This is a genomic window from Pseudomonas sp. NPDC086278, from assembly GCF_050280905.1.
Taxonomy (GTDB): Bacteria; Pseudomonadota; Gammaproteobacteria; order Pseudomonadales; family Pseudomonadaceae; genus Aquipseudomonas.
Genome location: NZ_JBNNWE010000132.1, coordinates 1 through 13,433 on the forward strand (window position 1 = coordinate 1; position 13,433 = coordinate 13,433).

A 13,433-nucleotide genomic window follows, 5' to 3' on the forward strand; every position below is an offset into this window, starting at 1 on the left:
GCAAAAAGCCAACTCAGCCGAAGCTGAAATTCAGTCGTTTTTTCACAGGGCACGGGGTTGAACACCACCTCACCAACGGTTTGACCGTCGGCTCCAATGGCTTCGCCGCGAAAAATGCTGCCATCAGCAAGGGCGAGTATGGCTGGCTTAGTCAAGAAGACCTCCCGTAAATAAAGCCTGAAAGGGCGATCGCAGGTTGTAAAAAAGCGGAGTGACGTATGGACACGTCACCCCGCTTCTTCACCGAATTATTCTGCGCGCTTTTAGTGGACACACTAAAGCTGTAGCTTACAGAAAAAGGCCTTTTTGGTCTACCGCCAATGAGCCTTAAAGGCCGGGGAATGCGACAGGACGTCGCTTGGCGGAATAAAATCGGGCCCAAACGCTGGGTTTGAGCCCGATTTCGGGCGCATCTTAACGCAGGTCGAGCACGTCTTGCATGTCGTAGAGACCTGGCTCACGACCGTCCAGCCACAAAGCGGCACGCACTGCGCCCTTGGCGAAGGTCATGCGGCTGGACGCTTTATGCGTGATTTCCAGACGTTCGCCTTCACAGGCGAACAACACCGTGTGATCACCGACCACATCACCGCCGCGAACCGTCGCGAAACCGATGGTTTCACGCTCACGCGCACCGGCGTGCCCTTCACGACCATAAACCGCGACCTTCTGCAGGTCACGATTCAGCGCGCTGGCAATCACCTCACCCATGCGCAACGCCGTGCCTGACGGCGCGTCGATCTTGTGCCGATGATGCGCCTCGATGATTTCGATGTCGGCATCGTCACCCAGCACTCGGGCGGCCATGTCGAGCAACTTCAGCGACAGGTTGACCCCAACGCTGAAATTGGCCGCGAACACGATAGGAATGACCTTCCCTGCTTCGACCAGCACCTGCTTCTGAGCTGCATCCAAACCGGTCGTGCCTATCACCATCGCCTTGCCAGCCTTGCGGCAGAACGCCAGGTTTTTCAGCATGACCTCCGGCAACGTGAAGTCGATCAACACGTCGAATTCGTCAGCCACCGACTCCACATGCCCGGACAACGGCACGCCGATACGACCCAACGAAGCCAGCTCGCCGGCATCCACGCCAATCAGCGTGCTGCCGGGGCGCACAATGGCCGCCGTCAGACCGGTCAGCGGCGCACGCTGTTGCACGGCTTCAACCAGAATCTTGCCCATGCGCCCGGCAGCGCCCATCACAGCTATACGTCGCATGCCGACTCCTTACAAATCGCCGAAGAAGCGCTTCACGCCTTCGAACCAACCGGTGGTTTTCGGCGAATGGCTGTTGTCATCCTCCAGCGAGCTGCGGAACTCTTCCAGCAATTCGCGCTGACGACGCCCCAGATTGACCGGCGTTTCGACCGCCACACGACACATCAGATCGCCAGCGCCGCCGCCACGCACCGGTGCAACACCTTTGCCGCGCACACGGAACTGCTTGCCGGTCTGAGTTCCTTCCGGAATCTTCAGCTTGACCCGACCATCAAGGGTCGGAATCTCCAACTCGCCGCCCAGCGCCGCGTCGACGAAGCTGATCGGCACCTCACAGAACAGATGCTTGCCGTCGCGCTGGAAGATCGCGTGCTCGCGCACATTGATCACCACGTACAGGTCGCCCGTCGGGCCGCCCTGCGCGCCCGCCTCGCCTTCGCCGGACAGACGAATGCGGTCACCGGTATCAACACCGGCTGGCACTTTGACGGACAGGGTTTTGTACTCTTCGACACGACCTTCGCCATGGCACGAATCGCACGGATCGGAAATGATCTTGCCTTGGCCATGGCAGCGCGGGCAGGTTTGCTGCACCGAGAAGAAGCCTTGCTGCATGCGGACCTGACCAATACCGCCGCAGGTCGGGCAAGTGACTGGCGAGGAGCCTTTCTTGGCACCCGAGCCGTCGCACGGTTTGCAGTTGACCAGCGTCGGAACGCGGATATTCACGGTCGTGCCGCGCACCGCTTCTTCCAGGTTCAGCTCGAGCGTGTAACGCAGATCGCTGCCACGCTGAGCGCCGCCACGGGAACCGCCGCGACCACCGCCGAAGAAGTCGCTGAAGACATCGCCAAAGATGTCGGAGAAATTCTGCCCGCCAAACCCGGCACCGCCGCCACCCATGCTCGGATCAACACCGGCATGACCATATTGGTCATACGCCGCGCGCTTGCTCGAATCGGACAGCACTTCGTAGGCCTCGTTGGCCTCTTTGAACATTTCTTCCGACGCTTTGTCATCGGGATTACGGTCCGGGTGGTGCTTCATCGCCAGGCGTCGGTAGGCCTTTTTCAGGTCTGCTTCGCTTGAGCCTCGCTCAACACCCAATACTTCGTAATAGTCACGCTTTGCCATAAGTCTTTGCACTCTTAAGGACGTCCGGCAAACCCCTCCTGAGCTTCGCCAAACTCGTTGAGCCCCAATACAGGCCCGGACCCAACTCACGTCAATTCAACGATCCTGGTCTTTGATTCGATGCGGTACTTGCAGCTCGAAAAGCAGGAGCATCTTCGGCCATACCAGCAGCGTGCGAGCGTTGTCGCATGCTGTAAAAATTCGTTAACTCCAGACACGCCAACGCGGGAGCAAGCCCCCGCGCGGCGACATCCTACCAGTCACTGCCTGACGACAGTCAACCGGCCGACCAACAACTTACTTGTGGTCTTTGACTTCTTCGAACTCGGCATCGACAACGTCATCAGCCTTCTCGGCTTTTTCGTCGTGCGGTGCCGCGCCTTCAGCAGGCTGAGCCTGTTCGGCGTACATCTTCTGCGCCACTGGAGCAGAGACTTTCGACAGCTCTTCAACCTTGGCATCAATCGCAGCCTTGTCGTCGCCTTTAACAGCGGCTTCCAGGGCAACAACAGCGGCTTCGATCGCAGTCTTCTCTTCAGCGGTCACTTTATCGCCAGCGTCGGCGATCATTTTGCGCGTCGAGTGAACCAGTGCATCGCCCTGGTTACGGGCAGCGGCCAGCTCTTCGAACTTGCGGTCTTCGTCGGCGTTGGTTTCAGCATCGCGAATCATCTGCTGAATCTCTTCCTCGGACAGACCGGAGTTGGCCTTGATCACGATCGACTGAGTCTTGCCGGTAGCCTTGTCTTTGGCGCCTACGTGCAGAATGCCGTTGGCGTCGATGTCGAAGGTCACTTCAATTTGTGGCACGCCACGTGGTGCTGGTGGAATCTCGGCCAGGTCGAACTTGCCCAAGGACTTGTTCTGGGCCGCTTGCTTACGCTCACCTTGCAACACATGGATGGTCACAGCGCCCTGGTTGTCATCGGCCGTCGAGAACACTTGCGATTTCTTGGTAGGAATCGTGGTGTTTTTCTCGATCAGCGCGGTCATCACGCCGCCCATGGTTTCGATACCCAGGGTCAGCGGGCTGACGTCCAGCAGCAGAACGTCTTTCACGTCGCCGGCCAATACCGCGCCCTGGATGGCAGCACCCATGGCAACCGCTTCGTCCGGGTTCACGTCTTTACGAGCTTCTTTACCGAAGAACTCGGTCACCAGTTTCTGAACCAGTGGCATACGGGTCTGACCGCCTACCAGGATCACGTCGTTGATCGCGCCAACGTCGATACCGGAGTCTTTCAGAGCGATGCGGCAAGGTTCGATGGTGCGTTGAACCAGGTCTTCTACCAGCGCTTCAAGCTTGGCGCGGGAGATTTTCACGTTCAAGTGCTTGGGACCGGTAGCGTCTGCAGTGATGTACGGCAGGTTCACGTCGGTCGACAGAGCAGAGGACAGCTCGATCTTGGCTTTTTCAGCGGCTTCTTTCAGGCGCTGCATCGCCAGCGGGTCACCCTTGAGGTTCATGCCGCTTTCTTTCTTGAATTCGTCAACGAGGTAGTCGATCAGACGAATGTCAAAGTCTTCACCGCCCAGGAACGTATCACCGTTGGTGGCCAATACTTCGAACTGGTGCTCGCCATCGACTTCAGCGATTTCGATCACGGAAACGTCGAAAGTACCGCCGCCCAGGTCGTAAACGATCACGGTGTGATCGCCCTTGGCCTTGTCCATACCGTAAGCCAGAGCGGCTGCGGTAGGTTCGTTGATGATGCGTTTAACGTCCAGGCCCGCGATGCGGCCGGCGTCTTTGGTGGCTTGACGTTGGCTGTCGTTGAAGTAAGCCGGAACGGTGATCACCGCTTCGGTCACTGGCTCGCCGAGGTAGTCTTCGGCGGTCTTCTTCATTTTCTTCAGAATTTCAGCCGAGATCTGTGGCGGCGACATTTTCTGGCCGTTCACTTCAACCCAAGCGTCGCCGTTGTCAGCCTTGGCGATTTTGTACGGGACCATCTTGATGTCTTTCTGTACGACTTCTTCGTCGAACTTACGACCGATCAGACGCTTCACCGCGTACAGGGTGTTGTGCGGATTGGTCACAGCCTGACGCTTGGCCGACTGACCAACGAGGATTTCACCATCGTTGGCATAAGCCACGATCGACGGCGTAGTACGCGCGCCTTCGGCGTTTTCAATAACTTTGGCTACGCCGTTTTCAAGCACGGAGACGCAGGAGTTGGTGGTCCCCAGGTCGATACCGATAATTTTGCCCATGTTAACTCTCCCGAAACTTTGGATTTGGTTGCCGCAGCAGTGGTGGCTAACTGCGGTAGCACTTAAACGCTTGACTTCTAAATGGGGGCCTTGCGGCTAATTTCAAGCCTGCTCATCAATCGAAGGCGAAACTGGCGCCGGTGCCTTGCTGACCACAACCATGGCCGGGCGCAGCAAGCGACCGTTGAGCTGGTAACCCTTCTGGAACACCTTGAGCACGCTGTTCGGTTCGACATCAGCGCTTTCCTGCATGGCCATCGCCTGATGATGAACGGCGTTGAACGGTTCGCCATGCGGATCGATCGCTTCCAACTGATAACGCTTCAGGGTGTCCTGGAACATTTTCAGGGTCAGCTCGATGCCTTCGCGCATTGGACGGATGCTTTCATCATCCGGGCTGGACAACTCCAGACCACGCTCCAGGCTGTCGATGATCGGCAACAAATCGCCCGCAAATTTTTCCAGGGCGAACTTGTGCGCTTTTTCTACATCCTGCTCGGCGCGACGGCGGACGTTCTGCAGATCGGCGGCAACACGCAATGCCTGATCCTGCGCGCCTGCCAGTTGCTCTTCGAGCACTTGTACACGAGTCGCCAGGTCTTCACCCGAGGCCGCGGAGCCTTGGTTGGCGTCTTGATTTTGCGTATCCATTGTCTGTTCGTCAGCCATAGATTTCTCCTTTCAATATCGTCCGCGAGCTCAACTCGCGCTTCTGTCCCGGTATATGGGGCCGCAAAAATCAGCTTCAAGGGGTTTGCAGTGATTAACCCTACAAAAAGCGCTGCATTGAATGACTCGACGCACTAAGCATTTCGTCAGACCACGCAAATCGAGCTAAGCGAGGGCATTGTCAGGCGCAAATAAAACACTGTATAAATAACCAGACCTAAAGCCTGGGAGCGGCCTTTATGCTGGTGCACCTGTCCGTACACAACTACGCCATCGTCGAACATCTCGATCTCGAACTCGATCGCGGCATGAGCGTGATCACCGGGGAAACCGGCGCCGGCAAGTCGATCATGCTCGACGCCCTGGGCCTGACCCTGGGCGACCGCGCTGACAGCGGTGTAGTCCGTCCCGGCGCCGACAAGGCCGATATCCTGGCCACCTTCGACCTGATCGATATTCCGGAAGCCAGCGCCTGGCTCGCCGAGCGCGACCTCGAGAGCGACGGTCCGTGCATCCTGCGCCGGGTAATCACCGCCGAAGGCCGCTCCCGTGGCTACATCAACGGCACGCCCTGCCCGCTCGGCGATCTCAAGGCCCTGGGCGAACTGCTGATTGATATCCACAGCCAGCATGAACACCAATCACTGCTCAAGACCGATACCCATCGCCGGCTGCTCGACGAATACGCCGGCGCCACCGACCTCGCTCGCCAGGTGCAATTGGCCGCCCAACGCTGGCGCCAGACTCGCCTGGAACTGGACCGCCTCTCCAATTCCGGTGACGAGCAACGCGCTCGCCATCAGCTACTCAGCTACCAACTCGAAGAACTGGAAAATCTCGGTCTCGGTGAAAACGAACTGGAGCAACTGGAACAGGAACACAAGAACCTGACCAACGCCGAAACCCTGCTCGGCATTTGCCGGCAAGTCGTCGAGCAATGCAGCGAAAGCGATTCCGGAAATGTCCTGAACGCGTTGACCGCCAGCCTCAATCGACTGTCGAGCGTGAACAACTCGATCGGTGCGCTAGGCGAAGCCAGCAGCCTGCTGACCAGCGCGCAGATCCAGGTTGAGGAGGCCGTGGGTGAGCTGAACCGCTTCCTTGATAATTTCGACGCCGATCCGGCGCGCCTTCAATATCTTGAAGAACGCCTCGATGCGATCTACACCATGGCACGCAAGCACCGCATCCAGCCGACCGAGGTCGCGGAGATGCAGCAACGCTTGCTCGATGAAATCGAAACCCTGAATGCCAATGACGAATCCATCGAGCGACTGAGCGATGAGCTCGCGTCTTACGCCCGCCACTATCAAGAGAAGGCACGCGAACTGAGCGACTTGCGTCATCAGGCATCGAACAGCCTGGCGAGTGCTGTAGAGCAGGAAATTCAACGTCTGGGCATGCCTGGCGGTCGTTTCACCATCGAGTTACGCCCTAACAGCAGCGACGAACTGCTGCCCAATGGCCTGGAACAGGTGGAGCTTTTGGTCAGTGCCAACCCTGGCCAGCCCTTGAAAGCCTTGGCCAAAGTAGCCTCGGGGGGAGAGCTTTCGCGCATTAGCCTGGCGATTCAGGTAATCACCGCACAGACCTCTCGCGTGCCAACACTGGTATTCGATGAAGTGGACGTGGGCATTGGCGGCCCGACCGCCGAGATCGTTGGCCAACTGCTGCGACGCCTCGGTGAGCGCGGGCAAGTGCTGACAGTGACTCACCTGCCGCAAGTGGCCGCGCAGGGTCATCAACATCTTTTTGTGCACAAGGTGCGCGGAGAGGACGAGACCCGCACGGCGGTGTCCAAACTCAGCAAGAATGAGCGCGTAGAAGAAGTAGCGCGGATGCTCGGAGGCATCGACCTGACCAAAGAATCTCTCGCTCACGCGAAAAAAATGGTTGTCGCCGCTAAAACTTAAGAACGGCAGAAAGCACGAAGGCGACCCTGGGGTCGCCTTCGCTCGTTTCGCGAACGTGAAATTCGCGTGACATGCTTACTTTTTCTTACGTACGTACAGCACCAGATTGTGATCAACCATCTCGAAGCCGTACTTATCGACGATGGCTTTCTGCAGGCGCTCGATTTCTTCGTCGAAGAATTCGATCACTTCGCTGGTTTCGACGTTGACCATATGGTCGTGATGCTTGCCGTCATCCAGTTCGAAGACCGCATGGCCTCCGTCGAAGTTGTGCCGCACCACAAGGCCAGCTGCCTCGAACTGAGTCAGTACACGGTAAACCGTGGCCAGACCGACGTCCTCACCAGCCTCCATCAGTGCCTTGTAAACATCCTCGGCACTCATGTGGCGCTGCTCGGCGGAATCGAGCATTTGCAGAATTTTGACCCGTGGAAGGGTCACTTTGAGGCCGGCTTTGCGTAGTTCGCTATTTTCAACCATGGTCAGCTTTCTCGCGATGCTGCTTCGCAGCTTCTCTTAATGCGGGTATGATCGGCGTTTACGTTGTCCCAGCCAAGATAGTGGAAGTCGCCCACCGATGCAAAACACCAAGCTCTTGCTAACCAGTTTCACCTTTGTGGGACTGCTCGCACTCGCCGGTTGTTCATTCCCCGGGGTTTACAAAATCGACATCCAGCAGGGCAATGTCGTCACGCAGGACATGATAGACCAGTTACGCCCGGGAATGACCCGTAAGCAAGTACGGTTTATCATGGGCAATCCCCTGCTGACCGACACGTTCCATGCCGATCGCTGGGATTATCTGTACAGCCTGCAACCGGGTGGCGGTGAACGCCAACAGGAACGCATTAGCGTTATCTTCAACCCAAATGATCAGCTTGTCAGCCTCTCTGGTGATTTCATGCCAGGCGTGAGCCGCGACGAAGCGATTCTCGGCAAGGACAGTGGCACGAAAGTCACTGCACCAGCAGAGAACGCCGAGAAGCCGAAACCGGAAAAACCGGTCAAGCCAGGTTCGTTGCTGGATCAGATCCAGAAGGACGTAGACGGTGTAGAAACCGTTCCAGTCCCGACACCAGAACCGCTGGACACCACGCCGCAATAACTTGCGACGTAATAAAAAACCCGGAGATTCCGGGTTTTTTATTGTCCAGCATTTCAGGAAATTACTGATTCCGGGCTTTAGCCTCGGCGGCCTTCGCGGCGCGCAACCGGCGAACTTCTTTCGGATCGGCCTGCAACGGACGGTAAATTTCGATGCGATCCCCTGCCTGAACCGGGCGCACTTCTGGATCAACAATGACTTTGCCAAAGATTCCGACCGGACAATTGGCCAGGTCCAACTCCGGAAACTGCGCATCTACCGCGGATCTGCGCAATGCGTCGCGCACCGATGCGCCCTCCGGCACCGCAACCGAAAGCAACACCTGTCGATCAACGGCGGCGTAGACCACCTCGACATCAATCACCGCCTCAACCATGAATCTGCTTGGCGCGCTGGCAGAACGCGTCCACCAACGTATTGGCAGCCTGATTGAACAATGGACCCAGCGTCGCGCGAACAATCGGCCCCGCGTAGTCGAACGACAAATCCAGGCTGATCTTGCAGGCCTTTTCGGTCAGCGGCTTGAACACCCAGATGCCGTGCAGCTGGGTAAACGGCCCCTCTTCAAGGTTCATCTCGATCGATTGGCCGGGCACCAACGTATTTCTGGTGACGAAATGCTGACTCAGCCCACCCTTGGCCACACCCACACTGGCTCGCATGTGCTCGGGCGAGCTTTCCAGCACTTCAGCGGCCGAGCACCACGGCAGAAACTCGGGATAACGCGCCACGTCGTTGACCAGGTCATACAGCGCTTGCGCCGGATATGGCAGCAGGGCCGAACGTTGAATATGTGTCGTCATGTCAGCGTCACTTCCAGAGCTGGGCGGCAAACACTACGAGAATGCCGATGGGCGCCACATAGCGCATCAAGAACAGGGACAGGCTGAACAACACCGGGCTGCGGATCGACAGTTCGTCGCGCACCGCTTCACGCCCCATGATCCAACCTGCAAACACCACGAAACACAAACCACCGAGTGGCAACATGATGCGCGAGGTAAAGAAGTCGATCACCCCAAAGAAGTCCAGGCCACCGGCCGCGCCCCATTGGTAGAGATGGAACATCCCGCCTTCGTTCACGAAAAATTTGGCTTCCTTCCAGATATTGAAAGAAAACACCGTACCCAAACCCACGAACCAGCAGATGAATGCCAGCCAGAACGTCACCCAGGCACGACTGACTTTGGTGCGTTCAACCAAGTAAGCCACCATTGGCTCGAGCAGAGAAATCGCCGAACTCCAGGCCGCCACCGCCACCAGTACGAAGAACACTACGCCCATCAACTGGCCGAACGCCACGTTACCGAAGGCAAATGGCAGGCTGACGAACATCAAGCCAGGGCCTTCACTCGGGTTCAGACCCGCGGCAAACACAATCGGAAACAATGCCAGGCCAGCCACCAGCGATACGAAAGTATCGAGCAGTGCCACACCCACCACGGTGCCGGAAATCGACGAGTTCTTCGGCATGTAGGCGCCGTAGATCATGATCGAACCGACACCCACGCTCAGGGAAAAGAACGCATGGCCCATGGCGGGCAGCAAACCGTCGAGGACTTTTTCCGGGTGGAAGTCGAACATGAAATGCACGCCTTCCATGAAATGCCCGGTGGTCATGCTGTAACCCAGCAGCACAATGACCATCACAAACAGCAGCGGCATCATGATCCGCAAGCTGCGCTCAAGTCCGGCAACCACGCCTTTGGCGATCACCACCGCAGACAGCAGCATGAAAATCGTATGCCAAAGTGTCAGGCGCCAAGGATCGGCGATCACATTGCCAAAGTACGCGCCGACTTGATCAGCCGTTACCCCTTGGAAATCGCCCCGGCCCATGTCGATGATGTAGTCCAGCGACCAGCCGCCGACCACGCTATAGAAAGAAAGGATCAGCAACGCCGTGATCATCCCGGCGAACGCGCCCCAAGACCACTTGCCCGAATGCCCCGCCTCCAGCGCCAACACCTTCAAGGCGTTGGCCGGACTTTGACGGGCGCGGCGGCCGATCAGGGTTTCGGCCAGCATGACCGGCACACCGATCAGCGCGATACAGGCCAGAAACATCAGCACGAAGGCGCCGCCGCCGTAGACGCCAACCATGTAAGGGAATTTCCAGATACTACCCAGGCCCACGGCCGAACCGGTCGCGGCGAGTATGAAGACCCAGCGGCTAGCCCAACTGCCGTGGACAGAAACCTTGTCTGTCGACATCGTTATCACGCCCAAGCGTTCAAAAAAGAGGGCGCATTGTCCGGGATTCAATCAACCTGCTCAAGCACGTAGCGATACCGTAGCCGACTCGCGCGCAACTCCCTATAATGCCGCCCCTATGGCTAAACAGAAGAAACACCCAACAGGGACCATCGCGCAGAATAAAAAGGCGCGACACGATTACTTCATCGAACATAAGTTCGAGGCTGGTCTGGTCCTGGCCGGCTGGGAAGTAAAAAGTCTGCGGGCAAGCAAGCTGCAACTGGTCGACAGTTACGTCCTGCTCAAGGATGGCGAAGCCTGGCTGCTCGGCAGCCATATTTCGCCGCTGATGACCGCCAGCACCCACGTCATCGCAGATCCGACCCGCACCCGCAAGCTGCTACTCAACCGGCGCGAGCTGGAAAAGCTGGCCACGGCCGTGCAGCAAAAGGGTTACGCCTGCGTGTGCCTGTCCTGGTACTGGAGCAAGCACATGGTCAAGTGCGAGATCGCTCTGGGCAAGGGCAAGAAGGAATACGACAAGCGTGACACCGAGCGCGAGCGCGACGCCGGTCGCGAGTTGCAGCGTGCGGTGCGCAACAAGGGCAAGGAAGAGTAATCTTCTTTTGGCCTAAGACCGCCTTCGCGAGCAACCCCGCTCCCACATATGTTTTGTGACGTTCACAAATCCAATGTGGGAGCGGGCTTGCTCGCGAAGGCGATCGCACATTCACCAAAAAACCAGCTGACTACATCCCCTTGCGCCGCTCCGCCCGAGCCATGCGCTGCACTTCCTGACGCACCTCTTCGAGCACTTCCTGCACATACAAGATATGTCGGCTGGAAACCTCACGCGCCTGCTCCGCCCTTCCTTCAATAATCGCCATGTACAACTCCCGATGCTGCGTGATCAGCATGTCGCGGGTCTCCGTACGCTGTTTGTACATGCCGCCAATGTTGGTCACCACGTTGCGCTTGAGCAGATCGAACAGTCCGCGAATGGTGTGCAGCAACACGGCGTTATGACTGGCTTCGGCAATCGCCAAGTGAAATTTTGCGTCCGCCGCGCCCTCTTCCGCCCGGCTCACTTCATCGTGACGCGAATAACAATCCTGCAACTGCTCGAACGCGGCCGTCAGTCGCTCGCGATCCACATCGGTCGCACGCAACGCCGCGTAATAGGCGCAGGACGCTTCCAGCGTGTGGCGAAACTCCAGCAGATCGCGCTGGGCCTCGGGGTTGCTTTCCAGCAGGTGCAGCAGCGGATCGCTGAAGGTCGAACCCAAGGATTCCACCACGTAATTGCCGCCGCCCTGACGACTGACCAGCAAGCCCTTGGCCGCCAGCTTCTGGATTGCCTCGCGCAACGAAGGGCGTGACACACCGAATTGCTCGGCCAAGGCGCGCTCGGCCGGCAAGCGCTCGCCGGACTTCAATGTGCCCTCGAGGATCATCCCTTCGAGCTGCTCGACAATATCGTCAGACAAACGGCGCTGACGAATCTGATCAAACCCCATAACTCATTTCTCCACGATCCCGACGGCTCGCCGGGCTCTCTATTCTGGCCTATCGGCGCTGCGCCAGCACCTACCGGACGGCATTTGATCGAGCGGATCAAGCGCACACAAACACACTTATTCGACGAAAGTTTCAGGGCGGCAAATTGACACACCACCCGCAAGGCTTTTACCCTAGCCAACAGCGATTGTAAATTGGTATTACCAATTATCCAAGAACGCTGACAGTGCCTGACCAACAACAATTAGGGGCCACCCCATATGCAAACCTGGCAACAGCTCTACACCCCGCTCGGCAGCCTTGGCGTTTCCGCGCTCGCGGCCGTTATCCCCATCGTGTTTTTCTTCCTGGCACTGGCCGTGTTCCGGCTCAAAGGGCATGTGGCCGGCAGCATCACGCTGGCCTTGTCTATCGCCGTCGCCATCTTCGCGTTTCAGATGCCGGTCGACATGGCCTTCGCCGCCGCCGGTTATGGCTTCGCTTACGGGCTGTGGCCGATTGCGTGGATCATCGTCGCGGCGGTGTTTCTCTACAAACTGACGGTCAAGAGTGGTCAGTTTGAAGTGATCCGCAGTTCGGTGTTGTCGATCACCGACGACCAACGCTTGCAGGTGTTGCTGATCGGTTTCTGCTTCGGTGCGTTTCTTGAAGGAGCTGCGGGTTTCGGTGCGCCAGTGGCGATTACCGCCGCGTTGCTGGTAGGCCTGGGCTTCAATCCGCTGTACGCCGCCGGTCTGTGCCTGATCGCCAACACCGCACCCGTGGCGTTCGGCGCCTTGGGGATTCCGATCATCGTGGCCGGGCAAGTCACCGGTATCGATTCGTTCAAGATCGGCGCCATGGCCGGCCGCCAACTGCCGCTGCTGTCGCTGTTCGTGCCGTTCTGGCTGGTGTTCATGATGGACGGCCTGCGCGGCGTGAAGGAAACCTGGCCCGCCGCGCTGGTCGCAGGCCTGAGCTTTGCCATCACCCAATACTTCACCTCAAACTTCATTGGTCCGGAACTGCCAGACATCACGTCAGCACTGGTCAGCCTGATTTCCCTGACGCTGTTCCTGAAAGTCTGGCAGCCAAAACGCACCGCCGGCCAGCACATCGCCGGCGCCGTCTCGGCTTCCGTGGTCACCGCCAGCGTTGGCGGTTTCGGTCAGAAGCGCACGACTGTGGCTTCGCCTTACAGCCTGCTGGAAATCTTCAAAGCCTGGTCGCCGTTCCTGATCCTCACCGTGCTGGTCACCATCTGGACGCTGAAGCCGTTCAAGGCCATGTTCGCCGCCGGCGGTTCGATGTACAGCTGGGTGTTCAACTTCGCCATCCCGCACCTGGACCAAATGGTCATCAAGGTCGCACCGATCGTGACCGCGCCAACCGCCATCCCGGCCGTGTTCAAACTCGATCCGATCTCCGCGACCGGCACGGCGATTTTCTTCTCCGCACTGATCTCGATGCTGGTGCTGAATATC

General features: G+C 58.0%; 14 protein-coding genes. 4 read left to right on the forward strand and 10 right to left on the reverse strand.

Going from position 1 to position 13,433, the window contains the following annotated elements; all coding sequences use genetic code 11:
- The 5 genes from ACQKP4_RS26605 to grpE all read right to left on the reverse strand — a co-directional run.
- Positions 1-155 (reverse strand): carbamoyl-phosphate synthase domain-containing protein (locus tag ACQKP4_RS26605; protein WP_427636953.1); only part of this gene is annotated, 155 nt, incomplete at its 3' end.
- 259 nt (positions 156-414) lie between these two features.
- Positions 415-1,221 carry a 4-hydroxy-tetrahydrodipicolinate reductase gene (gene dapB, locus ACQKP4_RS26610; protein WP_427636938.1) on the reverse strand — a complete coding sequence of 269 codons (807 nt, stop codon included), beginning with the start codon at positions 1,219-1,221 and terminating at the stop codon, positions 415-417.
- A gap of 9 nt (positions 1,222-1,230) precedes the next feature.
- The gene (gene dnaJ / locus ACQKP4_RS26615) at positions 1,231-2,355 is read right to left on the reverse strand and encodes a molecular chaperone DnaJ (RefSeq protein WP_427636940.1); all 1,125 of its coding nucleotides are present in this window, start codon (positions 2,353-2,355) and stop codon (positions 1,231-1,233) included.
- Positions 2,356-2,652: 297 nt separating this feature from the next.
- Positions 2,653-4,569, reverse strand: a complete 1,917-nt coding sequence (dnaK, locus tag ACQKP4_RS26620) for a molecular chaperone DnaK (protein WP_427636941.1) — start codon at positions 4,567-4,569, stop codon at positions 2,653-2,655.
- A 102-nt stretch (positions 4,570-4,671) separates the two neighbouring features.
- A complete protein-coding gene (gene grpE / locus ACQKP4_RS26625; protein ID WP_427636942.1) occupies positions 4,672-5,238 on the reverse strand; it encodes a nucleotide exchange factor GrpE in 567 nt (188 codons plus the stop codon).
- Between the two features lie 239 nt (positions 5,239-5,477).
- Between grpE and recN the strand changes: the two genes are divergently transcribed.
- A complete protein-coding gene (gene recN / locus ACQKP4_RS26630) occupies positions 5,478-7,151 on the forward strand; it encodes a DNA repair protein RecN (RefSeq protein WP_427636943.1) in 1,674 nt (557 codons plus the stop codon).
- A gap of 75 nt (positions 7,152-7,226) precedes the next feature.
- On the opposite strand, the gene fur is transcribed toward recN, so the two are convergent.
- On the reverse strand, positions 7,227-7,631 hold the full coding sequence (fur, locus tag ACQKP4_RS26635; protein ID WP_003197684.1) for a ferric iron uptake transcriptional regulator: 405 nt from the start codon (positions 7,629-7,631) through the stop codon (positions 7,227-7,229).
- A gap of 97 nt (positions 7,632-7,728) precedes the next feature.
- Here fur and ACQKP4_RS26640 point away from each other — a divergent pair, with 97 nt between their 5' ends.
- Positions 7,729-8,256: an outer membrane protein assembly factor BamE gene (locus ACQKP4_RS26640; RefSeq protein ID WP_427636944.1), complete on the forward strand. Its 528-nt coding sequence runs from the start codon at positions 7,729-7,731 to the stop codon at positions 8,254-8,256.
- Positions 8,257-8,317: 61 nt separating this feature from the next.
- On the opposite strand, the gene ACQKP4_RS26645 is transcribed toward ACQKP4_RS26640, so the two are convergent.
- Genes ACQKP4_RS26645 through ACQKP4_RS26655 form a run of 3 tightly spaced genes read right to left on the reverse strand, consistent with a single transcriptional unit; the run spans position 8,318 to position 10,470 of the window.
- Positions 8,318-8,632 carry an RnfH family protein gene (locus tag ACQKP4_RS26645; RefSeq protein ID WP_427636945.1) on the reverse strand — a complete coding sequence of 105 codons (315 nt, stop codon included), beginning with the start codon at positions 8,630-8,632 and terminating at the stop codon, positions 8,318-8,320.
- Positions 8,625-9,059 carry a type II toxin-antitoxin system RatA family toxin gene (locus ACQKP4_RS26650; RefSeq protein WP_427636946.1) on the reverse strand — a complete coding sequence of 145 codons (435 nt, stop codon included), beginning with the start codon at positions 9,057-9,059 and terminating at the stop codon, positions 8,625-8,627. The genes ACQKP4_RS26645 and ACQKP4_RS26650 overlap by 8 nt, the downstream gene beginning before the upstream one ends.
- Positions 9,060-9,066: 7 nt before the next feature.
- A complete protein-coding gene (locus ACQKP4_RS26655; protein ID WP_427636947.1) occupies positions 9,067-10,470 on the reverse strand; it encodes a sodium-dependent transporter in 1,404 nt (467 codons plus the stop codon).
- A gap of 118 nt (positions 10,471-10,588) precedes the next feature.
- Here ACQKP4_RS26655 and smpB point away from each other — a divergent pair, with 118 nt between their 5' ends.
- Positions 10,589-11,071 (forward strand): SsrA-binding protein SmpB, encoded by a 483-nt coding sequence (gene smpB, locus ACQKP4_RS26660; protein ID WP_427636948.1) that lies wholly within the window; start codon positions 10,589-10,591, stop codon positions 11,069-11,071.
- 130 nt (positions 11,072-11,201) lie between these two features.
- Here smpB and ACQKP4_RS26665 read toward each other — a convergent pair whose 3' ends face one another.
- Positions 11,202-11,969, reverse strand: coding sequence for an FCD domain-containing protein (locus tag ACQKP4_RS26665; RefSeq protein ID WP_427636950.1), 768 nt, complete (start codon positions 11,967-11,969; stop codon positions 11,202-11,204).
- A 261-nt stretch (positions 11,970-12,230) separates the two neighbouring features.
- On the opposite strand from ACQKP4_RS26665, the gene ACQKP4_RS26670 reads away from it, so the two are divergent.
- A partial coding sequence (locus tag ACQKP4_RS26670) for a lactate permease LctP family transporter (protein WP_427636952.1) occupies positions 12,231-13,433 on the forward strand: 1,203 nt, incomplete at its 3' end.